Consider the following 22176-nt stretch of genomic DNA (forward strand, 5'->3'; position numbering starts at 1 on the left):
TTCTATCCTGCTCGTTCCACCACAGTGTCATCGACCCACTTACGTGCCAGATGGTCGGTTTGCTGTACGTTATCAAGGGTCATCGGGGCATCAATAAGGCTGTCTGACGCGTCAAACCTGTCCAGGACCGCGGAGACGGCATCAGCCATATCCAGAAACCCGATCCGGTGTGCGATGAAATGATCCAGCGCACGTTCCTTCGCGGCGTTGAAAACAGCGCCTGCAAGGCCGCCACGCTCCATCACGTCCCGCGCGAGCTTCAGGGCCGGATACCGCGCCAAATCCGGTTCATTGAAACGCAATTGCCCCAGCTGGGCCAAGTCAAGCCGCTGTATCGGCAAGTCCCGTCTTTCGGGCCAATGCAGCGCGTAGCCGATTGCGTGGCGCATATCGGGTGCCCCCATATGGGCCATCATCGCACCATCACGATACCCGACAAGGGCGTGTACTATGGATTCCGGATGCACCAGCACTTCGATCTGATCCGGCTCGACACCGAAATACTCTTTTGTTTCGATGACTTCCAACGCTTTGTTGAACATGGAGGCGCTGTCGATCGTGATACGCTGCCCCATATCCCAATTCGGATGGCTGGAGGCCTGTTCCACAGTCGCGTTTACCAGTTCACTCAGGGGCCAATCACGGAACGCCCCGCCACTGGCGGTGATGATCACACGCTCGACTGTTTCAACGTCTTCACCGACCAGCGCCTGAAACACCGCCGAATGTTCGCTGTCGACCGGCAGCAATCGCGCACCATGCTGTTTGGCCGTTTCCAGAACCAATGACCCGGCGCAGACCAATGTCTCTTTGTTGGCCAGTGCCAGGGTCGTTCCCTGTTTCAACGCTTCGATTCCCGGTGCCAACCCGGCCGAGCCGACAATGGCCGACATAGTCCAATCCGCCGGACGCGCAGCAGCCTCGACGATGGCGCCGGGGCCCGCAGCCGACTCGACGCCACTGCCGGCCAAAGCGGAACGCAGGTCATCAAGCCGGTCTTCATGAGCGGTGACGGCAATATCGGCACCCAACCGACGCGCATCATCCGCAAGTTTTTGAATATTGGCGCCACCGGTCAAAGCCACGACGTCATACTCGGACGGTGCGCGCGAAATCAGATCAATCGTATTCTGCCCGATCGACCCGGTGGCCCCGAAAACAGATACCTTTCGCATTACATTTCACCCGGCGAATAGATCAGACCTGCGATCAGAACAAACAGCGCGGCGCCCATCATGCCATCAAACCGATCCAGAAAGCCGCCATGACCCGGTATCAGGTTCGAACTGTCTTTGACGCCGAACTTACGTTTGACCGCGCTTTCGACAATATCACCGGCCTGGCTTGCCATTGAGGCCAAAACGGAAACAACGACAAAAGCGAATCCAAAGCCGGCCATGCTTGCAAAAACCGCGCCGACACATGCCGCGGCGGCCCACCCGCCGGCGGTTCCCGACCACGTCTTCTTCGGGCTGACTTTGGGCCAGAACTTCGGGCCGCCAACCGCCTTGCCCACGAAATAGCCCGCGACATCCGTGGCGACCACGACCGCGATCAGCCAAACCATCCAGCCAAAACCGAAGCTTTCCCGGATCGAAATGAAACCCAGCCCGGCCCCGACGATCCAGACCACAAACAGCCCGAACAGTACCTTCGAGCGACTGATCTGCCCCACACCCACAAGCGCTGGCGCGAGTATGACCGGCAAAGTATAAATCGGCGGCAGATGATAGCTGAGAACCACGGTGACGCTTGTCAGAATTCCCAATTGAACGGCCACGCCGCGGGCCTGCGGGTCGATCATCCGAACCAATTCCCACGTCATCAGACCACAGGCTGCGGCGATGAAGGTTTCGAACCACCACCCGCCAAGCCAGACCTCGATTGATCCGATCACGACCAGAACAGCAGCAGAAAGAACCCGTGTTGTCAGGTCAGACCATCGGCCGTCTCTCATGCCAGAACCGCTCCGAACCGCCGATCTCTTGAGCCGTAATTCTGGCACAGACGGGCCAGTTCATCAGCAGTGAAGTCCGGCCAGAGCGTATCGATGAATTCGTATTCCGAGTAAGCCGACTGCCACAGAAGAAAATTTGAAATCCGCGCTTCACCGCTGGTTCGAATCACAAGGTCGGGATCAGGAAGAACACGCGTATCCAGATACTTGGGAAGGGTTTCTTCATCCACCTCTTCGGGTTTCAGCCGCCCTTCTGCCACATCCCGCGCCAGACGCTTGGTGGCGCGCGCGACCTCGTCGCGCCCACCGTAATTCAGCGCGACGGTCAAATGAACCAGATCGTTGTTTTTGGTTTCTTCTTCCAGCGAGTCCATCAATTCGATCAACTTGGAATCCAGTCGGACCCGGTCTCCGATGAACCGAACCCGGATGCCATTATCCGCAAGTGTCCGGGTTTCCTTGATGATATAGCGGCGGAACAGGTTCATCAGACCAGCCACCTCGACCTGGGTCCGCTTCCAGTTTTCAGTCGAAAACGCGAACACCGTCAGGTACTTGATCCCCAATCCCGGGCAGGCCTCGACAACCTCGCGCACGCGCCGCGCACCGGCATGGTGGCCGAACAGCCGGGGACGGCCGCGCGCCTGCGCCCAACGACCATTGCCATCCATGATGATGGCCACATGGCGCGGGCCGGACTCCAGCTCGGTTTGCGGGTCTTTTGGCATCAGTCCGGCTCAGACCTGCATGATTTCGGCTTGCTTGGTTTCAAGCGCAGTATCCACGGCCTTGATCATCTCATCCGTCATGTCCTGAACTTCACTTTCCCAAAGCTTCTGGTCATCTTCCGACATGCCGTCCGCTTTGGCCTTCTTGATCTGATCCATGCCATCGCGACGGACGTTGCGGATCGCAATGCGCGCGCTTTCCGCATATTGACCCGCGACCTTGCTCAATTCGCGGCGGCGTTCTTCGTTCAATTCGGGTATCGGCAGCATTATGATGGTGCCGTTCAATTGCGGATTGATACCAAGGCCGCTTTCGCGGATGGCCTTTTCCACCTTACCGACCAGTGACTTGTCCCAGACGTTTACAGTAACCATACGCGGTTCGGGCACGTTCACGGTGCCCACCTGGTTGATCGGGGTCATCGAGCCGTAAGCGTCAACCATGACAGGTTCCAGCATCGACGCCGAAGCACGCCCTGTTCGCAATGATGCAAATTCGGTTTTCAGATTGGCCATTGCGCCATCCATGCGGCGCTGCAGATCATCGGTGTCCAGTTCGAAGTCGTCAGACATTCTGCTCACTCCCCGTCTTCAGGTACTCTTTGGATGGGTCTTACGCCATCGCAATTGGGATGTATAGCAATCATGATCGGGAATTGTATCAATGGCCAGAGGTGTTGCGACCAATTCGGACAAACATCGTTTTTCCGGAACCTGGCCGAGTTCCTCCGGCCAGGTCGAGTTCATGGGTCAGCCTCAGGCGTTCACGTCCACCACGACACGCCCCTTGACCTGGCCCTTCAGAATGTCGGCGCCCAATTGCGGCAGATCGGACAGACCGGCCGGTTGAACCATCGCTTCAAGCTTGTCCATCGGCAGATCCGTGGCGATCCGTTTCCACGCGCGCACCCTGTTGTCATAGGGCTGCATCACGCTGTCGATGCCCAAAAGGTTCACGCCGCGCAGCAGGAACGGAATCACTGTCGCAGGCAAATCAGCGCCCCCTGCCAAACCAACCGCGGCAACGGAGCATCCGTATTTCATCTGGCCCAGAACACGCGCCAGCATGGCACCGCCCACAGCATCAACGCAGCCCGCCCAGGTTTCGCTTTCAAGGGGGCGTTTTGTGGTCTCGTTCAGGTCGTCGCGCGGCACAATGGTCGTCGCACCAAGTGATTTCAGATAGTCCCCGGTTTCGGGCCGTCCGGTGACCGCAGCGACCTCATAGCCCAAATTGCCAAGAATGGCCGTGGCCACCGACCCGACACCGCCCGCGGCCCCGGTCACCAATACCGGTCCACGATCCGGGGTCAGCCCATGATCCTCCAGCGCCATGACCGCCAGCATCGCAGTGAACCCGGCAGTGCCCACGGCCATTGCCTGACGCGTTGTCAGCCCATCGGGCAGCGGCACCAGCCAATCGGCCCGCGCGTTGGCTTTTTGCGAATAGCCGCCCCAGTGAGCCTCGCCCACGCGCCATCCGGTCAGAACAACCTTGTCACCGGGTTTGTAGCGGTCATCCGATGAGGCTTCGACCGTGCCGGCGTAATCAATGCCCGGGACATGTGGATAGGCTCGCACCAGCCCGCCCCCTTTCGGAGACAGGCACAGGCCGTCCTTGTAGTTCACCGTGGAATATTCGACCGCAACCGTGACATCACCATGTGGCAGGTCATCCACCGACAATTGTTTGATCGAGCCGGTGGCAATTCCGCTCTCTTCATCCTTGTCCATCACAAGTGCATTGAACATCTGTCATTCCTTTCGTGTTCAGCGACCAGCCCATGTCGTCAGCTGGTTCAAAATATCCCGAGGTCGACGCGGCAGCGTCCTTGGCTCTGCTAGTTCCAGAAATGCGATTGCACGGTCGCGCGGCGCATCCCGGCCGGTGTTTCCACTTCCAGTTCCGTCCCGGCATCCCAATGGCTCAGGCGCACCATACCGATCGCCACATTGGTTTCAAAATCCGGAGACCAGGCCGCCGAAGTCACCTGCCCCACACGCTTTCCGTCCGCAAACATACCCCAGGGACGATCGCAACCCGGCACCGGATCACCATCAATGGCGATAGGTCGGATTTGCTGCACCGGCCCTTCCTTGGCGACACGCAACAGAGCGTCCCGACCGATGCAGCCGATCGCGGTGTGCGTGTTGCAGAACTTTCCCAGACCGCATTCATGCGGGGTGTTGTCATCGGTCATGTCGTTCCCATAGGACAACAGACCGCCCTCAATGCGTTCGATCAGGTTCGGGCAACCCGCGCGCACGTGCAGGTCTTCGCCGGCGGCAAACAGGGCGTTCCACAAAGGCATGCCGATATCGCCACCTTCCACGTATATCTCGAAACCACCCTGTTTCGAATAACCGGATCGCGCGACGGCCAGATCGCGCCCCTCGAACTCGAACATATCAAATTTGAAGAAACGGATGTCCCGCACGCGGTCCCCGAAGACACGGGCCATCAGCTCGTCCGCCTTCGGGCCCTGAACGGCAAGCGGCGACACGTCCGGTTCGTCCACCAGCACATCCAGACGGTAGCCAACGGCGATACCCTTGACCCAGAGCAACAGATCGCTGTCTGCAATCGAGATCCACCAGCGGTCTTCAGACAGCTTCACCGCGACCGGGTCGTTCAACATGCCGCCTGTCTCATCAACGATAGGCACATAGAAACACTGCCCCGGAAGCATACCGCGCAGATCACGCGGGGTCAGCATCTGCATCAGGCGCGCAGCATCAGGGCCACGCAATTCAACCTGCCGCTCGCACGACACATCCCAGACCTGCACATGGTTCTTCAGGTGCCGGTAATCGGCTTCAACGCTTTCAAAAACCGTCGGCAACAACATACGGTTGTAGACCGTATAGCCCTTGACCCCGGCAGCTTCGACCCCTTCAGAGAACGGAGTGCGCCGCAAGCGGCGTGACGCGGAAATCTGTGGCATTCATACCTCCTGAGGCATAAAGACGATATCACTCACAGGCGCTTCCGAGCCCGTTTCGGTCAGCATTTTATGCACTTGTCCCCTGTGGTGGGTCTGATGATTGAAGAAATGGATCACGCACAACGCGTAAGACATTGTGACATCAGCCTCTTTCGCGGCGGAATACCACGTGAACGAGCCGGTCAGGGGATCATCCCCCAACCCTTCGGCCCAGTTCAGGATACGCGCGTCGATCTTTTCGCGTAACGCCAACCAGCTTTGCAGGTCCGGGCACAGGTATACACTTTCATGGATACCCCCGCCGGCCTTGTGAATAGTGCCATCTGGCCCGTCGCGCTTTTCGAAACGCGACATCCACATCCAGTCGCCCCACAACAAATGGTTTACGGTGCCCATGATCGAGCCAAAGAACGCCCCGCGTTCAAGGGTCAGTTCCTTCGGTGTCAGAGATTGCAAAAACTCTGCCAACTGCTTGTTCTGCCAGTGATTGTACCGCGCCATTTCCTGCGCATACGCGCCCGTGATCATCATTTTGGCCCGTGCCAGTCGATGGGGCAGATTTCAGCGGACTTGCCGCCAAAGTCCCAGACCCGGCCATAGTCGCGCACCTTCGATTTGGTGCCACGCGCCACGATGATGTCAGGTCCCATCCAGTATTTGGAGTTTGAAACCATCACCGGATGCTCCGGATCCTTGCCCGCAAGCATCTCGATCTCGCCCTGGATCTTGCGACCAATCGCGATCCGACGTTTGTTTCCGTCACGCTCAATCTGGACCGGAGCTCGTTCCGCGCCAATGATCTCGCTGACCAGCATGGTAAACAGACCGGTGGTGCCGCCCGCCTGACCGCTGAAGATTTGCAACAAACCGTTATAAGCCTTGCCGCTTGCGCGCTCGTCGACATAAGCGGCGACTTTCCACTGGCCTTCACCCATCCGGCCCGGAATATCGACCAGCAACCCGACATTCAGACCCGACAGATCCTCGCCTTCATAGTGGCCCTCATCAACGATGATACCCATCCACGCATGACAATGACCTTCCGTCGGAGGATGCGCGCCCAGTGACACCACGCAGGGGCAGAACACGTCACATGAACAGTTCAGGATCAGCTCGCCCTTGATGGCCCATTCCGTCGGGCTCATTTCACGCCGCTTGGGATTGGGCATGCGGCTGTCGATGCGCTGGCTGACAGGTAGCCTATCGGCGTCTTGTTTTCTGTTTTTAGCCATAGGCTTATCCTCCGTAGCTAATTGGGTACACGAGCAGAAAAAGACCGCCCGCAATTAATACAAATCCCATTGGACGGGTTACAGCGTGCCCGATCTGAGGGAGTTTCTCCAAAACCATGAACAGGGTTGCGAGCCCCATCCACAACAGGCTCATGACACCGCCGACAAAGCCAAGTGCCATGAAGCCCCAGCAACAGCCGACGCAAAAGGCACCAAGACCCAGGCCCATACGTAAACCGCCTGAAAAACCGGTTCTCCAATGTCCCAGGAAATAGGTCATCGGAGCATGGCAAACACCGTGGCAAACCTCTTTGACGCGGGAAAACTGAAAGGCGCCCACGGCAATCATCAAGCCGCCCGCGACCCAGCCGGATTTGGCAATACCCAACATATCGACAACGCCACCAAACAGCAGAAGCAGTTGCATTCCTGCGATCAGAGCCGCAAACCCGACCCAGACGACGGAATACCCGGCCAGAACCCCCAGCCAGCCGGCGCGGCTGCCATTTGCACTGCGGATCAGGTCATCGTAACTGCGCAGGGTCGGAATCAGGGTCGGCAGCATCATGGCCGCCATCATGATCGCCCACATTGAAAACAGCGGACCGAACTCGGCCATCGGCATGTACATATCCATGCGCGGATCCATCGCGGCCATCGCCTGCCCCATCGGCCCGGGACGACCGATCAGATCGAGGTCCATGTCCCGGCTCATCGAGAACATGACCCACCACGCCCACAGGATCAGAACATAAAAGCCCAGCCACATTCCGCTGCGCAGCCACGTACGACTCACTTCGGCCTCCCGACTCAACTCCCTTGCTTTTCAAATGTCAGACTTTTAAATGTCAGACAAATAAAAATTTGCCCAAGGTCGTCTGAAGATGAAAACCGCGCCCCGAAAAACCGCAGACCTGTCTGCCCAGATCGCCCAGGCCATTCGGGATGCGATCGTTTCGGGTGAGCTGATCGTGGACGCGCGCCTGCCCTCCGAAGCCGAACTGTCGGATCAGTTCCAGGTCTCTCGCCCCACAGTGCGCGAGGCGCTGAAACGACTGGCAGCGCAGTCGCTGATCCGCACCCAACGCGGCGCTTCCGGCGGGGCGTTTGTCAATCGCCTGAGCTTTGAGGATGCCTATTCTCAGCAAGTCACGACTTCGACATTGCTGCTGTCGATGAATGCGGTCAGCTTCGATACCGCATGCGAGGCGCGATATGCCCTGGAAAGGGCCTGTGCGCCCTTGTCCGCGCAGCGGCGCACGGCAGATCACCTGGCGACCATGCGGGCGGAAATATTCCGCCAATCCCAACCGGGCCTGACGGACGAAGCCTTTTGCGCCTCGGACGTGACTTTCCATCGCGCGCTGGTGGATGGGGCTGGAAACCCGGTCCTGTCTTATCAGCTGGCGGGCGCCGTGGAAGCGATGCAGCCCTTGATGAACATGATCACCTTCACGGCGCGGTCCCGCGAAGAGATCATCGGACTGCACAGCAGAATAGTGGACGCGCTTGAGGCAAAAGACGCGGACACCGTAGACTCCGCCCTGATCGGTCTGGAACGTTACACACGACGGCTGGCCCATGACGTGGCCAAGAGCAAACGTAAACCCAACTGAGGGCGGCATTCGAAACAAGATCAGAACAAGGGGCACACGAGCAGGCAGATTGTCATCCGGCGGCAAGACCGGAACTCTCAATATGAATTGAAGATCAATGACTTACGGGAGGACGTTATGAACCAAAGACCGGACCCAAGTTTTTATCCATCCGCAAAACTGGCGATGGAGGGCCCCGCTGAGACACTTGCATTCACGCTGATGCTCAGCCCTGACTTTTCACAACCCGACGGACTGGCGGTTGTGAATGTCGATCCAAGCTCGGACGATTTCGGAAAGATCGTGCATCAGGTGATCATGCCCGAAAAGGGCGACGAGTTTCACCATTTCGGTTGGAACGCCTGTTCTTCGGCCCTGTCGCCGCTCAGCGGTCACGCGTTTCTGGAGCGGCGCTATCTGATCATCCCGGGCATCCGGTCCAGCCGGATTTATGTCATCGATGTCAAAAACCCGCTCGAAGCCAAGATTCACAAGATCATCGAACCCGAAGAAGTCTTTGCAAAGACAGGGTATTCCCGTCCGCACACGATCCATTGCGGGCCCGAGGGGATCTATGTCAGCACCCTTGGCGGTGGTGGCCCCGACGGCACAGATGGCCCTCCGGGCATTTTCATCATGGACTGCGAGACCTTCGACATCATCGGGCGCTATGAGATCGAGCGCGGCGTACAGGACAAGCATTATGATTTCTGGTGGAACCTGCCGCGTGACTACATGGTCAGTTCCGAATGGGGCCTGCCACCGCAATTCGAAAACGGGCTGGTGGCCGAAGACCTGTTGTCCAATAAATACGGCCACCGCATCCATTTCTGGAACCTTCGAAACCGGACGAATATTCAAACCATCGATCTGGGTGAAAACCATCAGATGGCCTTGGAAATCCGCCCCGCTCATGATCCCGTAAAGCAATACGGGTTCTGCGGCGTTGTCGTCGATACAACGAACCTGCAAGGTGCAATCTTCACCTGGTGGCGCAATGAAGACGGCACGTTCGAAGCCAAGAAGACCATAACAATCGATCCGCAACCCGCTGATCCCGATGATCTTCCCGAGCTTCTGAAGGGCTTCTCTGCCGTTCCGCCGCTGGTTACCGATATCGACCTGAGCCTGGACGACAAGTACCTCTACGTCGCCTGCTGGGGTACCGGCGAGATGCATCAATACGATGTTTCCGACCCGATGAACCCCACCCTTGCCGGCAAGGTCGAAATTGGAGGGATTGTAAAAAAGACCAAACATCCCAACGGCCAGACGTTCGGCTATGGTCCACAGATGGTCGAAATCAGCCGCGACGGCAAACGCGTCTACTGGACCAATTCGCTCTATTCCACGTGGGACGACCAGTTCTACCCCGAGGAAGGCGGTGCGGCCATGGTCAAAGCTGATGTCGGCGAGAATGGCGGGCTGACGCTGGATCCGAAGTTCTGGGTGGAGTTCCCCAAGGGCTATCGCAGCCACCAGATCCGGTTGGAGGGCGGAGACTGTTCAACCGACAGCTTCTGCTATCCGTCGGTCTGAGTTGGAATTTTTGATGTCATCAACGGCTGGCCTGTGGCTGGCCGTTGTTCTGAGCGGCGCCTATCACGGCCTGAACCCCGGCATGGGCTGGCCGCTGGCGGTGTCTTCGGCTTTGATGGAACAACGCCAATCCGCCCTGTGGAGCGCACTCGCGGCTTTGGCTGGCGGGCATTTCGTGGCCATGCTCGGCGTACTTCTTCCTTTTGCCCTGATGGCCGTACTGGTCGATTATCAAAATGAAATCCGTATCGGCGCGGCCCTGGTCGTCATTGGCATGGGCCTGTACATCGCGATAACCCGCCGTCATCCCCGCTTTCTTTCGCGGATCCCGCCAAGCAGGCTTGCGCTTTGGTCTTTTCTGGTGGCGCTTGCCCACGGGGCCGCCCTGATGCTGGTTCCAATCTATCTGGGCCTGTGTGCCGTGGATGAACTGGACGCGGGACATCAAGCGATTTCCCAGATCATGACGACGAACACCCTTTTGGTTCTGGGCGTCGCCGCGCTGCATACGGCCGCCATGGTTCTGGGTGGCGGGCTGTTGGCCTTTGCGGTCTATCGTTGGCTTGGCCTGCAATTCCTGTCGCGCAGCTGGTTCAACCTGGAGCTCATCTGGGCCCTGAGCCTCATTCTGGTCGGTGGTCTGGGTCTTTGGTCCGCACTCGGCTGACCTTGTACTTTGTTTTGAAACGCGCTTTGTCTGCATCAAGACAAAACGGAGCTTCCGAATGCAGGACCAAACCCGCCCAACCGATGTGCTGCGTCAGGGTAAAATCGACGACTGGACGGCCGCCACGACCCATGCCTTCACCCGCGAACTGTCTGACGGCACCCTGCCCGAGGATAAAATGCGCTGGTACCTGCAACAGGATTATCAGTTCGTCGACGGCTTCGTGCGTCTTTTGGCCAGCGCCATCGCGCATGCGCCGACCCTTTCAGACAGCGTCCCGGCCGCGCAGTTTCTGGCGGTGATCACAGGCCCCGAGAACACCTATTTCCTGCGCGCGATGGACGCTTTGGGCACTGAGCCCAGCACCGAGCCCGCGCCCGCCACACGGGCGTTTCAGGATCTGATGGCCGAAGCCGCAGCCTCTGGCCGTTATCAGAACATGCTGGCGGTACTCGTCGTGGCGGAATGGGTTTACCTGAGCTGGGCCAGCCCGGAAAACCCGCCCAAAGACGGCTTGCCGTTCTGGTTTGCGGAATGGATCACGCTACATGCGGGCGAAGGGTTCGAAAGCGTCGTGGAATATCTGCGCAGTCAGTTGGACAACGTCTGGCCGACGCTGGATGCGGCTGAACAGGCCGAGGTCACGCGACTGTTTCATCGCGCCATCGAGCTGGAACGTGATTTCTTTGACGCCGTCTACGCGGCCTGAACCCAGGAGGCCGCCATGGTCGCAACTCTGAACGTCATTGCAGCATTGCTGACCATCGGGTTCGGCGCGTTCGGGTTTCTAGCCCCGGCCCACACCGCGTCGGCCCTGGATCTGGCCCCGACCAACAGCACGATGGGGTTGTCCGAGATGCGCGCCTCGGTCGGTGGTTTGTTTGTTGTGACCGGGATCGCCGTTATCTGGCTGAACAACCCAATGGCCTATGTCATGCTGGGCATTGTCTATTCCGGTGCAGCGCTGGGCCGATTTGTGTCGGTCGCGCTGGACAATCCCCCCTTGGCCAAGGCGTTGATCTTTGGGGGAATCGAACTGGTTCTGGCGGTTTGGCTTATCTCTGCAAACTTCAACAAAGCCACCTAACGGATTGGAAATATAGGATACGGCAGACTTCATTCTGAGTTTGCATCCATCCATCACCTCACCTATATAAGAGATGTCCTTCGGGACTATGGACATAAACGCGCTCGTAATAAGCGGATCGGACCCGGGGGCGGTACCCGGCGGCTCCACCATACACCTTCTGGGGGCATCCTTCGTTTGGGGATCACTTTCAGAACCGGGGGGCCGAAATAGGATCGACGAACGTCTAAAGGGGTTAGCTTTGTCCCGGCTGTCTGCCACCGTTACCGGCGAAAACAGTACAATTGCAAACGACAATCGTGCTCCGGTTGCAGTTGCTGCGTAAGCAGTAGCAAGACCGAAACTTAAGCCCTTGCGCCTAGCCGCGTAAGGCGGGGTTCGCAGGTACCTGGCAACAGAAACCTGCATTAATCCCCCACATGTCTGAATTTATTTACCCGTCCCTTGGCGGATTCAGAGTTTATTCATTCCTTTTTGCCATCGTGCCAGCACTTGGACAGGAGAACTGGGATGACGAATTCAGAGATACTCAGAAAGTGGTACTCCGAAGTTTGGGAAAATGGAAACACCGAAGCGATTGATCAGTTCTTCGCGCCCGAAACGATGGCCGAGGGGCTGATTCCGGAAATGCAGGTCGGTGCGGACGATTTCCGGGATCTGGTCATGGCGTTCCGCCATATTCTGGGGGACATCAAGGTCGAGTTGCCCAAGATCATCGAAAACGGCGACTGGGTGTCTGCCATTCTGCATGTTCGTACTTTTCGGGCCGACAATGGCGCGCCACTGGAAGTCACGGGCCAGGTCATGGCACGGTTCAAAGACGAAAAGATGGTCGAGGCTTACAATCATTTTGACTTCATCTCGTTTTTTGAAGAACTGGGCCAGTTTCCATCGGACACCCTGCCCGTATGCATGACAGGGCAGCGCCTGGACTGGGCGTGAATACAACGCAATCTTGACCCCCATGACCCTTGCGCGGTAGCAAGTGCCATGGGGTAAGATTGCGAACGCCCCGTGAGGCGACAGCCCAAGTTTCGCATGTATCCGCGGTTACAAGGAAACATGCCATGGCATCGCCCAACTCTATTTCCCCCAAGCAACTTCTGCGTCTGATTGGCACTCCGAATGCGCCCGTTCTATTCGACGTCTGCCTGAATGACGATTTTAAAGATGATCCCTATCTGATCCCCGCGTCAGTCCGGCACCCGGCCACAGATCTTCGGGGGCTTTTGTGCAAGATCTCCGGCCGCTCGGCCGTGATTATCTGTCAAAAGGGCAAAAAGCTGAGCCAGGGCGTTGTATCCTGGTTGCGCAGCGAAGGGCATCAAGCCGAATATCTGGAAGGTGGAATGCAGGCCTGGCGCGAATTGACCGACGCGCCACGTGTACCCGCAGCCCGCATTCCTGAACGGATTGGAGGCCATACGCTGTGGGTCACGCGCCACCGACCAAAGATCGACAGAATCGCATGTCCCTGGCTGATACGCAGGTTTGTTGATCCCGACGCCAAATTCCTGTTTGTGGCACCCGGCGAAGTCGAAAGCGTTTCGACTGCTTTCGGGGCGTCACCATTTGATATCGAGAACACGTTCTGGAGCCACCGGGGCGACAATTGCACGTTTGACACCATGTTGGATGAATTCGATCTTCACTCTCCTGCACTGGACCGGTTGGCGACGGTCATCCGGGCAGCGGACACGAACCGGCACATGCTTGCGCCCGAAGCGGCGGGATTGTTGGCGGTGTCGGTCGGGCTTTCAAGGCAGTATCGTGATGACCATGAAAACCTGGAGGCCGGGATAACCCTTTACGACGCGCTGTATCGCTGGGCGCGCGATGGGTTTGACGAAAGCCATGACTGGCCCACCGGGCGAACGTCATGACACCGACACTGGCCGAGATTACCAAGGTCTTCAGCAGGATCGGCCTGCTGTCTTTCGGCGGTCCTGCGGCTCAGATCTCCTTGATGCATCAGGAATTGGTCGAGCGTCGACCCTGGCTGGATGAACAGACGTACCTGCGCGCCCTGTCTTTGTGCATGTTGCTACCGGGTCCCGAGGCGATGCAGCTGGCAACCTATGCGGGGTGGCGTCTGCGCGGTGTTGCCGGCGGGCTGATTGCCGGCAGCTTGTTCGTGTTGCCCGGCGCGGTGGTGATTGCGGTTCTGGTCGCGCTCTATTCAGCGTTTGGCGATGTCCCCTTGGTGCAGTCGGCCTTCACGGGCATCAAGGCAACCGTCATCGTGATCGTTTTGCAGGCGCTTCGCAATCTTTCGCGCAAAGCATTGAACGATCGAGAGCATCGGACAATCGCAATTCTGTCCTTCCTGTCCATTTTTCTGCTGAACCTCCCGTTTCCGGCGATCATTTTCGCTGCCGCTTTCTGGGGCTATGTGACCTTCAAAGGATCCGTTGAAACGCCGAAACGAGAAGGAACACCACAACTGGCGCAGTCTCTGCGAACGATTGCTGTCTGGTTGCCACTTTGGTTGGGCCCGCTTGTCGCTCTGAGCGTCACAGGCCATCAACTGCTGAGCGAGCTGGGCTGGTTTTTTGCCCGACTCGCCGTTGTGACCTTTGGCGGCGCATATGCCGTATTGGCCTATATGACCCAAACCGTTGTCGACCAGTACCACTGGATCAGCACGGATCAGATGATTGATGGGCTGGGTCTGGCGGAAACGACTCCGGGGCCGCTCATACTTGTCACTCAGTTTGTCGCCATGCTGACCGGGCAACTGACCAGCGGGTTCACCTTGGCACTTGCCGCTGGCGCGGTTGCATTGTGGGCGACGTTCGTTCCGTGCTTTCTTTGGATTTTTCTTGCGGCCCCATATCTCGACCGTCTGGCCGCGCGTCCCCGCCTGTCCGCGGCCCTGCATGGAATCACCGCGGCCGTCGTCGGAGTGATTCTCAACCTTTCCGTGTGGTTCGCCCTGAATGTTCTTTTCGAATCGGTGACTGAAAAATCATGGGGTCCTGTGGCAATCCCCACGCCGCAGTTATCCGCGTTGGATATTACCGCAGTAAGTCTAACTATTCTTGCTGGGGCCTTGATTTTTCGACTGAAATTAGGGATGGGAACTGTATTGGTTCTGATGTCGGTGGCCGGGCTGGTTGCACACAATATCTGATCAATCCGGTCATACCCGCCCTTTCGTTTCCGAACAAAACCCCTATGCTGAGCATAACCACTTTTGAGGATCACACATGTCGCAAGGCATCGATTATGGAAACCTGATGCACACCGCCATGCGCGGCTTGATCAAAACAGTGCTGAAGGAAGTTTCTGAAACCGGTCTACCCGGGGCGCATCACTTTTTCATCACCTTCGACACACGTGAAGATGGTGTAGAAATCGCCGACTGGCTGCGTGAACGCTATCCCGAAGAAATGACAATCGTCATGCAGCACTGGTTCGAGAACCTCGAAGTCGGAGACGTCGGCTTTTCCATCACTTTGAACTTTGGCGACGCCCCGGAACCGCTGTACGTCCCCTATTCCGCAATCAAGACTTTCGTGGACCCATCCGTGGAATTCGGCCTTCGCTTTGAAAGCCCGGAAGACGAAATCGAAGAAGATCAGATCATCGAAGACGACATCGAAGTCGAAGAAGAAGAAATTCATCACGATGCGGATATCGTGTCGCTGGACAGCTTCCGGAAATGAAGCTTCAAACCCCGCCCGGCGCGGGGTTTATCGTTTCATCAGAAAAGTCTCGACCGACCGGGATTTTTGACCATCTATGAATCGTGAAAACGCAAGGTTCAGCCCGCCCTCGGCCAGCGTACGGTCGAATTGCTGCAACTCATATCCTCCGTCCTCATCTATAAACAACGAAAACACAGTCAGCGTGTCGCCGACAATGCGGCCCCATACAAACGGCTCGCCCTTCATCGGGTCCAATGGCACTTCGTGACCAAAGACATTGCGCTTCATCGCCGCCGAAAACACATCAGGGCGGTCTGACGGAACAAAATCTATCGAGAATTTCTGGTCCTTAACACGTCCGTCCGGCTTGTATGTCGTCGTCCGCCAACTGACGTTGAAGCCGTTCTTGGTCTCGACGATGGAAACGCTCATGTCGCGGGGCGTTGTCGTGCCATCCGCGTCCACTACTTCGGCTGAACCGACATAATCTCCTATGAACGGTGTAATCTCTGCCGCGCGGGCCTGCAAACTCAGAATCGACAGCCACAAAGCGCAAACTGCAAGTATCGCGGCAGCTTTCTCAAGCTTAAGGCGATGTAAATTTGGCATTTTATCCTCCTGGGCGGTCATTTCTCTATTGTAGCCCAGAGGTGTCCGCAAACAATGCACATTCCCCGCCAATAACGATTAAAGTGACGCACCCTGCGCCTATACCTTTGACGTCCTTGAGTTTAAGGTGCGCGCAACTGGCCGATTGCGTCACGGCGTGGCTGCGGCTAAACGGCATACAACTGCATACCAGACGGAGTGACCGATGTCTCAAACCCGCACAGAATCCGACAGCTTTGGCCCGCTCGAGGTTCCTGCCGACAAATATTGGGGCGCGCAGACGCAGCGCTCGATCATGAATTTTCCCATCGGCTGGGAAAAGCAGCCGGTCGCCATCGTGCGCGCGCTGGGCGTGATCAAGAAAGCCTGCGCCATGGAAAACAAGGCAACGGGCAAGCTGGACGCAAAGATAGCAGATGCGATCATTCAGGCCGCAGGCGAGGTGATCGAGGGCAAGTTCGACGACAACTTCCCGTTGGTCGTGTGGCAGACGGGTTCGGGCACCCAGTCGAACATGAATGCGAACGAGGTCATCGCCAACCGAGCCATCGAGATTCTGGGCGGAAAGATCGGATCCAAAGACCCGGTACACCCGAATGACCACTGCAACATGGGACAGTCGTCGAACGACACCTTCCCAACCGCCATGCATATCGCAACAGCGATGAGCGTGCGTGACGTGCTGCTTCCGGGGCTTGAGAAACTGGCGTCCGGGCTCGAGCAGAAGGCCCAGGAATTCAAGGACATCATCAAGATCGGCCGAACCCATACGCAGGACGCGACACCGCTGACACTGGGTCAGGAATTCAGTGGCTATGCCCACCAGGTTCGTCAGGGGATCGCACGTGTACACGCGGCAATGCCGGGGATTTATGAACTGGCCCAGGGCGGTACGGCCGTTGGCACCGGCCTGAACACCCAGCACGGCTGGGACAAGGCCGTCGCAGGCCATATGGCCCAGATCACCGGCCTGCCCTTCGTGACGGCACCGAACAAGTTCGAAGCGCTGGCCGCCCATGATGCCATGGTCTTCCTGTCGGGCGCTTTGGCGACGATTGCCGGCAGCTGCTACAAGATCGCAAACGACATTCGTTTCCTGGGCTCCGGGCCTCGTTCCGGCCTGGGTGAGCTGATCCTGCCGGAAAATGAGCCCGGCTCGTCGATCATGCCCGGCAAGGTAAACCCAACGCAGGCCGAAGCGCTGACGCAGGTCGCCGCGCATGTGATGGGCAACAACGCGGCGATGAATTTTGCCGGGTCGCAAGGTCATTTCGAATTGAACGTCTACAATCCGATGATGTCCTACAACCTGCTGCAATCGATCCAGTTGCTGGGGGATGCCACCGACAGCTTTACCGAGCGGATGCTGCTGGGCATCAAAGCGAACGAGCCGCGCATCGACAAACTGATGAAGGAATCGCTGATGCTGGTCACGGCGCTTGCCCCTACAATCGGTTATGACAATGCGACCACCGTTGCGAAAACCGCTCATAAGAACGGCACCACCCTCAAGGAAGAAGCCATCGCACTGGGCTTCGTGGACGAAGCGACCTTTGATGCCGTCGTCCGCCCCGAACAGATGATCGGCCCGAAAGACTGATGGGCAAGCCGGTCAATCTGAACCGGTATCGAAAAGAAAAAGCGCGGGCCGTGAAAAAGGCCCGCGCCGACCGGAACGCCGTCGCGTTTGGGCGAACGAAAGCTGAAAAAGAAGTCGTGAAGCTTCAACAGAAAAAACAAAAGCGCGACCTCGACAATCATGAGCTGGACGAATGAGCGGCCGCCCTGTCAAACGCTCTTTGACCCTGAAAGGGCATCGAACCTCGGTATCACTCGAGGATGAATTCTGGCGTGCTTTTCGCGAGATCGCTCAGGAACAAGATAAGCCAATCAATGTCTTGGCGGCTGAGATTGATGTGGAGCGCGACCCGGAAACGGGTCTTGCATCGGCCATACGCGTCTTTGTGCTGAACTGGTTCCGAAACCCTGATTGAGACTTGTCACGCCGTCGCCTCGACGTGTAACGTGAGCGGGAACAAAAAGGGTACAACCATGAGCGACACCATTACCGGGCCGGATGGGCAGCAAAGATGCACATGGTGTCAGGCCGCGCCTGAATTCTTTGAATATCACGACAATGAATGGGGTTACCCTGTCGACGATGACCGACGGTTGTTTGAAAAACTGTGCCTCGAGAGCTTTCAGTCAGGCCTCAGCTGGCGGACAATCCTGAACAAGCGCGAAAACTTCAGGAAAGCCTTCTGCGGATTTGATTTCAACAAGATGGCCGCGTTTTCTGATGCAGATGTGGAACGCCTGCTACAGGACGCCGGGATCATCCGTCATCGCGGCAAGATTGAAGCGGTGATCAACAATGCGCGTTGCGCGCAGGACCTTGTGGCGACAGAAGGATCTCTGGCGGCTTATGTCTGGCGTTATGAGGCTGAAACGCCTCCGCCCCCGCAAACAGCATCCACATCACCCGAATCCGTGGCCATGTCGAAGGATCTCAAGAAACGGGGGTGGAAGTTTGTCGGCCCTACAACCGTGTTTGCGTTCATGCAGGCCATGGGGTTGGTCAATGACCACGCCGAGGGCTGCATCGGCAGAAAAAAAGCGGCACAGATGCGCCGCTCTTTCATCAAACCTGCCTGACGGATCAGACCGAGGCTTTGTAAATCTTGTCGATGTTGCCACCCAAGGCCGCGTTGAATTCGGCATCTGACTGCTGCTTCGACAGACCTTCGGTCAAAGCCCGCGAGAAGGATGCGATCATCTTGCCGTTTCGGCTCAACAGGTCGCAGGCTTCTTCCGTCGAATAACCGCCCGACAGGGCCACAACCCGCAATACCCGCGGGTGGTCTGCCAGCGCGTCATACAAGTTCGCCTTTGTCGGGATCGTCAGCTTCAGCATCACTTCCTGACCCTCGGCCAGTTGATCGAGGTTTTTGAGGATTTCAGCCTTCAGGATGTCTTCTGCTTCGGCCTTGGTTTCCGAATGGATGTTCACTTCGGGTTCCACGATCGGAACCATACCGGCATCGGTGACTTCGCGGGCGACGTCGAACTGTTGCGCAACCACCGCCGCGATGCCGTCGGCATTCGCTTCGTGAATGACCGAGCGTTCCTTGGTGCCGAACACACCATCGGCCTTGGCCAGGGTCTCGGCCAGACCGGGGATCGGTTTCATCATCTGAACGCCGTTTGCCTGTTCTTCCAAGCCTTTGTCGATCTTCAGGAAAGGCACGATACCTTTGACCGACCACAGGTAATCGGCAACCTTGCGGCCTTCGATCTCTTCGCCCAGGGTACGTTCGAACAGGATTGCACCAATCACTTTGTCCTTTGTGAAATCGTCGGCCAGAATGATGCGGGCACGCATCTTCTGGATTTCACCGAACATCTCTTCGTCTGAGTTGTAGTCGGATGCCTCGACACCATACAACGCAAGCGCTTTCGGGGTTGATCCGCCGCTTTGATCCAGTGCCGCGATAAAGCCCGTGCCGTTGATCATCTGCGCGCGCTGTTCTGCTTTGGACATATTGTTTTCCCGTTCAATGATGATTCCGATGTTCCTCCCCGCATACAACAGGGCGTGAACCGATGGTAGGTTGTTAGCGCTCAAACAGGCGCAACCATATGCCATCTTTGGATCGAACCGTCAGATGCGCGACCGGAACAGGTGTTTTTCCCGGGATTGTTTCGAACCTGAAACGGCGCAAGAGCATCGACAGGATCAGCGGCCCTTCGACCATTGCAAACCCGGCCCCGGTGCACACTCGGGGGCCCGCAGAGAACGGGATGTAAGCGTCGCGCTGGCAGCGCTTGCCGTTTTCCGTGCCCCAACGCATAGGATCAAAACCGTCCGGATTGTCCCACAAACGCGCCTGACGGTGCAAATGCCACGGGCTGATCACGATTTGCGCGCCAACCGGCACATCCCGGTTACGGAACCGTTCGGGGCACGTGGCCTCGCGAACCATCATGGGCACCGGAGGATAAAGACGCAGCGCTTCGCGAAACACATCCCGGCTGATCCGGAGTTTTGAAACACAGCCAAATGAAGGATCATCCAGAACGGCGGCCTCATCTGCAACCTTCTGTTGCCATTCCGGGTAAAGGGCCATCAGGTACAGCGTCCAGGCCAAGGCTGACGCACTGGTTTCATGCCCGGCAAGAAAAAAGATCGCTACCTGATCAACCATCTCGTCGGGGTCGAAGAACTGTCCGGTTTCGGGATCAGCCGTCGTCATGATCTTGGTCGCAAGATCATCAGGTGCCGTTCCGTCCTTGATGGCCTTTGCGCGTGTTCTGGTCAGTTCGGCAATCAGCGCCCTGATATCCCGCGCGTTTTGTTTGGTCGCCCTGGAATGAAACCGGGGCAGCCACTTTGGCAATGGAACAAAAGCCGCGAGATTCAGCAAAGGTTGCGCGCGTTGATAGGCCCGGAACTTTTCGAACACCTGGCTGGCGATAGCGTTGTCGATGGGAACGGAAAACAGGGTGCGGAATATGACGTCCGCCGCCGCATGGCTTGTCTGTTCTTCGAATTCGAGTTCCCCGCCGACACAAGGTCGCAGCCGTTCCACACACGCCTCGGCAGCGGCCAGCATGGCCGGGAATGTATCCTTCAGACGCCCGCCTTCGAACGCGGGATCGATAATCCGCCGCTGTCGTTTCCAGACCTCGCCATTGGTCAGAAACACCGAATTGCCAAGCAACGGCCGCAGGCCTTCGCTGATCCTGCCGGATTTGGGGAAATCGTCAGGCCGTTTCCTGAGAACGGTTTGAATCAGGTCCGGTTGATTGATCAGGAACGATCGGAAGAACGGGGTTTTGAATTCTGCCATCCACGCGCGATACAACCGGGCTGGCTGCGCCGACAGCAGGTCATGTCTGAACAGTTTCACATAGCGCAGCAAAGAAACCTTATCAGGGCGCGGGTCTGGCTTGGGCGGGGTCATGGGCGTACCGAGGTGAACTTGGACACAGGCGTCTCGATGCGGCTGCGCGAAGCCTCACGATCCGCAAACCTTTGCTTCAGCGTCAAAGGGCCAGCCGTTATCCGGAAATAGTCATAGCTTCCCGGCTTGTCGAACGCGCAAAGGTACTGAAAGTGCAGGCGAAAAAACCGCCATCGCAAAACCTTCCAGCGTTCCGGAGACAAGGTTTGCGTGAAAGCCGCCGACAGGACCAGCGGCCAACGTTTGTCGGCGTCGGCCACGCCCGTGACCGCAACCGGATCGCAAAGCGCAAAGGCGCAGCCATCACCGGGGGCCGAGACATCGATCCAGGTGAGTTCGGACCGCGTGGACAGGAAATGCAGATCGGACCGCAAATCGTATGCCCGAGGCAGAAACGAAACCATCGGAACCACCTGCCCCAAGCTGAGGAAAGACAGTGCTGCCCGCCGCTCCTGCACGTTCGTTTTTCGGATCAGCCCGGCCAGAACAGACGCCCCAAGATGCGCGCCCGAGCTGTGGCCAACGACCAGCACCTCATCCACATCGGACTTCAGCGCAGCTTCGATCGTCTCTCGGAACGAAGCCAACCTGTCCCTTAGCTCGACCGGCATTTGCCCGTTCAACTGCGCTGAATAGGCGTAATCATGCATCAGGTAATACGCAAACAGCCGGTTGTCGACCTTGCGAAACCATAACAACAGCGCAACGGCTGCGGCCGCTCCCGGGAACAGCCCCCACCAACCGGCCATGGCTATGCATGCCCATGCCACCGCAAGCGCGATCAGCAGCTGAGACACCAACATCGCCACTGGATACAACGCCGCGATCACCGGGCCCTTGCGCAATCGCATCAGACGCCACAACGTACCGGTTGATATGTAAATCCACGCCGTGCGGGCCAATTGCCAATAGGTCGCCGGGATCGAGACCGACATGCTGTCGCGCACGATGTCGGACCACACCAGAACCTCGAATTCCGTTTCAACGGTCAGGCCATCTTGTTCCGAGGTCACGCGCCAGCCAAAACGTCCGTCCGTTGTCTTTGGGGCGATTGCGATCTCGTACCCCGAGATCCGGGCCTGTTTCTGAGACTCGGTGCGATACAGCTCGCGATATCGCCGGGGCGGCATCGGATCATAGCCGGGAATATAGAACACCCGACGTCTGCGCACCTGCGGCTGATTTTTGTGACTGCTCATGCCC

General features: G+C 57.6%; 26 protein-coding genes and 1 other RNA gene. 14 read left to right on the top strand and 13 right to left on the bottom strand.

Annotated elements, in window-relative coordinates:
* Positions 1 to 2: 2 nt before the first annotated feature.
* The 9 genes from dxr to AC2FFD_RS16600 form a co-directional block, all read right to left on the bottom strand.
* Complete coding sequence (dxr, locus tag AC2FFD_RS16560; protein WP_496873588.1) at positions 3 to 1175, bottom strand: 1-deoxy-D-xylulose-5-phosphate reductoisomerase; 1173 nt, start codon at positions 1173 to 1175, stop codon at positions 3 to 5.
* Positions 1175 to 1957, bottom strand: a complete 783-nt coding sequence (locus AC2FFD_RS16565; RefSeq protein ID WP_425078229.1) for a phosphatidate cytidylyltransferase — start codon at positions 1955 to 1957, stop codon at positions 1175 to 1177. Before AC2FFD_RS16565 ends, dxr begins: the two co-directional genes overlap by 1 nt.
* Positions 1954 to 2685 carry an undecaprenyl pyrophosphate synthase gene (uppS, locus tag AC2FFD_RS16570; protein WP_170344372.1) on the bottom strand — a complete coding sequence of 244 codons (732 nt, stop codon included), beginning with the start codon at positions 2683 to 2685 and terminating at the stop codon, positions 1954 to 1956. The genes AC2FFD_RS16565 and uppS overlap by 4 nt, the downstream gene beginning before the upstream one ends.
* Before the next feature lie 9 nt (positions 2686 to 2694).
* The gene (frr, locus tag AC2FFD_RS16575) at positions 2695 to 3258 is read right to left on the bottom strand and encodes a ribosome recycling factor (protein ID WP_170344373.1); all 564 of its coding nucleotides are present in this window, start codon (positions 3256 to 3258) and stop codon (positions 2695 to 2697) included.
* A gap of 183 nt (positions 3259 to 3441) precedes the next feature.
* A complete protein-coding gene (gene acuI, locus AC2FFD_RS16580) occupies positions 3442 to 4437 on the bottom strand; it encodes an acryloyl-CoA reductase (RefSeq protein WP_496873589.1) in 996 nt (331 codons plus the stop codon).
* Positions 4438 to 4526: 89 nt separating this feature from the next.
* Entirely contained in the window at positions 4527 to 5630 is a 1104-nt protein-coding gene (locus tag AC2FFD_RS16585; protein ID WP_496873590.1) for a dimethylsulfoniopropionate demethylase, read from the bottom strand.
* Positions 5631 to 6161, bottom strand: coding sequence for a DinB family protein (locus tag AC2FFD_RS16590; protein ID WP_496873591.1), 531 nt, complete (start codon positions 6159 to 6161; stop codon positions 5631 to 5633).
* On the bottom strand, positions 6158 to 6862 hold the full coding sequence (locus AC2FFD_RS16595; protein WP_117869020.1) for a DUF1326 domain-containing protein: 705 nt from the start codon (positions 6860 to 6862) through the stop codon (positions 6158 to 6160). Before AC2FFD_RS16595 ends, AC2FFD_RS16590 begins: the two co-directional genes overlap by 4 nt.
* Positions 6863 to 6866: 4 nt before the next feature.
* Positions 6867 to 7631: a DUF2182 domain-containing protein gene (locus AC2FFD_RS16600; protein WP_496873619.1), complete on the bottom strand. Its 765-nt coding sequence runs from the start codon at positions 7629 to 7631 to the stop codon at positions 6867 to 6869.
* 115 nt (positions 7632 to 7746) lie between these two features.
* Between AC2FFD_RS16600 and AC2FFD_RS16605 the strand changes: the two genes are divergently transcribed.
* The 10 genes from AC2FFD_RS16605 to AC2FFD_RS16650 all read left to right on the top strand — a co-directional run bounded on the left by AC2FFD_RS16605 (position 7747) and on the right by AC2FFD_RS16650 (position 15418).
* Positions 7747 to 8478, top strand: coding sequence for a FadR/GntR family transcriptional regulator (locus AC2FFD_RS16605; protein WP_480684375.1), 732 nt, complete (start codon positions 7747 to 7749; stop codon positions 8476 to 8478).
* Positions 8479 to 8595: 117 nt separating this feature from the next.
* The gene (locus AC2FFD_RS16610; protein ID WP_257600692.1) at positions 8596 to 9996 is read left to right on the top strand and encodes a selenium-binding protein SBP56-related protein; all 1401 of its coding nucleotides are present in this window, start codon (positions 8596 to 8598) and stop codon (positions 9994 to 9996) included.
* A gap of 13 nt (positions 9997 to 10009) precedes the next feature.
* Positions 10010 to 10663 (top strand): hypothetical protein, encoded by a 654-nt coding sequence (locus AC2FFD_RS16615; protein WP_170344381.1) that lies wholly within the window; start codon positions 10010 to 10012, stop codon positions 10661 to 10663.
* Positions 10664 to 10721: 58 nt separating this feature from the next.
* Positions 10722 to 11372 carry a TenA family protein gene (locus AC2FFD_RS16620; RefSeq protein WP_496873592.1) on the top strand — a complete coding sequence of 217 codons (651 nt, stop codon included), beginning with the start codon at positions 10722 to 10724 and terminating at the stop codon, positions 11370 to 11372.
* Positions 11373 to 11387: 15 nt separating this feature from the next.
* Positions 11388 to 11750 (top strand): DUF4345 family protein, encoded by a 363-nt coding sequence (locus AC2FFD_RS16625; protein WP_170344383.1) that lies wholly within the window; start codon positions 11388 to 11390, stop codon positions 11748 to 11750.
* A gap of 36 nt (positions 11751 to 11786) precedes the next feature.
* Positions 11787 to 12159, top strand: a transfer-messenger RNA (tmRNA) gene (ssrA, locus tag AC2FFD_RS16630).
* A gap of 101 nt (positions 12160 to 12260) precedes the next feature.
* On the top strand, positions 12261 to 12692 hold the full coding sequence (locus tag AC2FFD_RS16635) for an ester cyclase (RefSeq protein WP_170344384.1): 432 nt from the start codon (positions 12261 to 12263) through the stop codon (positions 12690 to 12692).
* Between the two features lie 125 nt (positions 12693 to 12817).
* Entirely contained in the window at positions 12818 to 13633 is an 816-nt protein-coding gene (locus AC2FFD_RS16640; RefSeq protein WP_496873593.1) for a chromate resistance protein ChrB domain-containing protein, read from the top strand.
* Entirely contained in the window at positions 13630 to 14883 is a 1254-nt protein-coding gene (gene chrA, locus AC2FFD_RS16645; RefSeq protein ID WP_496873594.1) for a chromate efflux transporter, read from the top strand. The genes AC2FFD_RS16640 and chrA overlap by 4 nt, the downstream gene beginning before the upstream one ends.
* 76 nt (positions 14884 to 14959) lie before the next feature.
* The gene (locus AC2FFD_RS16650; protein WP_170344387.1) at positions 14960 to 15418 is read left to right on the top strand and encodes an SspB family protein; all 459 of its coding nucleotides are present in this window, start codon (positions 14960 to 14962) and stop codon (positions 15416 to 15418) included.
* A gap of 27 nt (positions 15419 to 15445) precedes the next feature.
* Here the strand turns inward: AC2FFD_RS16650 and AC2FFD_RS16655 are convergent, their stop codons facing one another.
* Positions 15446 to 16009, bottom strand: coding sequence for a hypothetical protein (locus AC2FFD_RS16655; protein ID WP_425078221.1), 564 nt, complete (start codon positions 16007 to 16009; stop codon positions 15446 to 15448).
* Between the two features lie 205 nt (positions 16010 to 16214).
* Between AC2FFD_RS16655 and fumC the strand changes: the two genes are divergently transcribed.
* The 4 genes from fumC to AC2FFD_RS16675 are packed head-to-tail and all read left to right on the top strand — an operon-like array spanning position 16215 to position 18664.
* Positions 16215 to 17609 carry a class II fumarate hydratase gene (gene fumC / locus AC2FFD_RS16660; protein WP_496873595.1) on the top strand — a complete coding sequence of 465 codons (1395 nt, stop codon included), beginning with the start codon at positions 16215 to 16217 and terminating at the stop codon, positions 17607 to 17609.
* Positions 17609 to 17785 (top strand): DUF4169 family protein, encoded by a 177-nt coding sequence (locus tag AC2FFD_RS16665; RefSeq protein ID WP_170344391.1) that lies wholly within the window; start codon positions 17609 to 17611, stop codon positions 17783 to 17785. Before fumC ends, AC2FFD_RS16665 begins: the two co-directional genes overlap by 1 nt.
* A complete protein-coding gene (locus AC2FFD_RS16670; RefSeq protein ID WP_170344392.1) occupies positions 17782 to 18003 on the top strand; it encodes a ribbon-helix-helix domain-containing protein in 222 nt (73 codons plus the stop codon). The genes AC2FFD_RS16665 and AC2FFD_RS16670 overlap by 4 nt, the downstream gene beginning before the upstream one ends.
* Before the next feature lie 58 nt (positions 18004 to 18061).
* Entirely contained in the window at positions 18062 to 18664 is a 603-nt protein-coding gene (locus AC2FFD_RS16675) for a DNA-3-methyladenine glycosylase I (protein ID WP_496873596.1), read from the top strand.
* Positions 18665 to 18668: 4 nt separating this feature from the next.
* On the opposite strand, the gene AC2FFD_RS16680 is transcribed toward AC2FFD_RS16675, so the two are convergent.
* The 3 genes from AC2FFD_RS16680 to AC2FFD_RS16690 form a co-directional block, all read right to left on the bottom strand.
* Positions 18669 to 19550 carry a fructose bisphosphate aldolase gene (locus AC2FFD_RS16680; RefSeq protein ID WP_170344395.1) on the bottom strand — a complete coding sequence of 294 codons (882 nt, stop codon included), beginning with the start codon at positions 19548 to 19550 and terminating at the stop codon, positions 18669 to 18671.
* 73 nt (positions 19551 to 19623) lie between these two features.
* Positions 19624 to 20973, bottom strand: a complete 1350-nt coding sequence (locus AC2FFD_RS16685; RefSeq protein ID WP_496873597.1) for a cytochrome P450 — start codon at positions 20971 to 20973, stop codon at positions 19624 to 19626.
* A complete protein-coding gene (locus tag AC2FFD_RS16690; RefSeq protein WP_496873598.1) occupies positions 20970 to 22172 on the bottom strand; it encodes a hypothetical protein in 1203 nt (400 codons plus the stop codon). Before AC2FFD_RS16690 ends, AC2FFD_RS16685 begins: the two co-directional genes overlap by 4 nt.
* Positions 22173 to 22176: the final 4 nt, after the last annotated feature.

The organism is Ruegeria sp. YTSC002 (assembly GCF_059609845.1).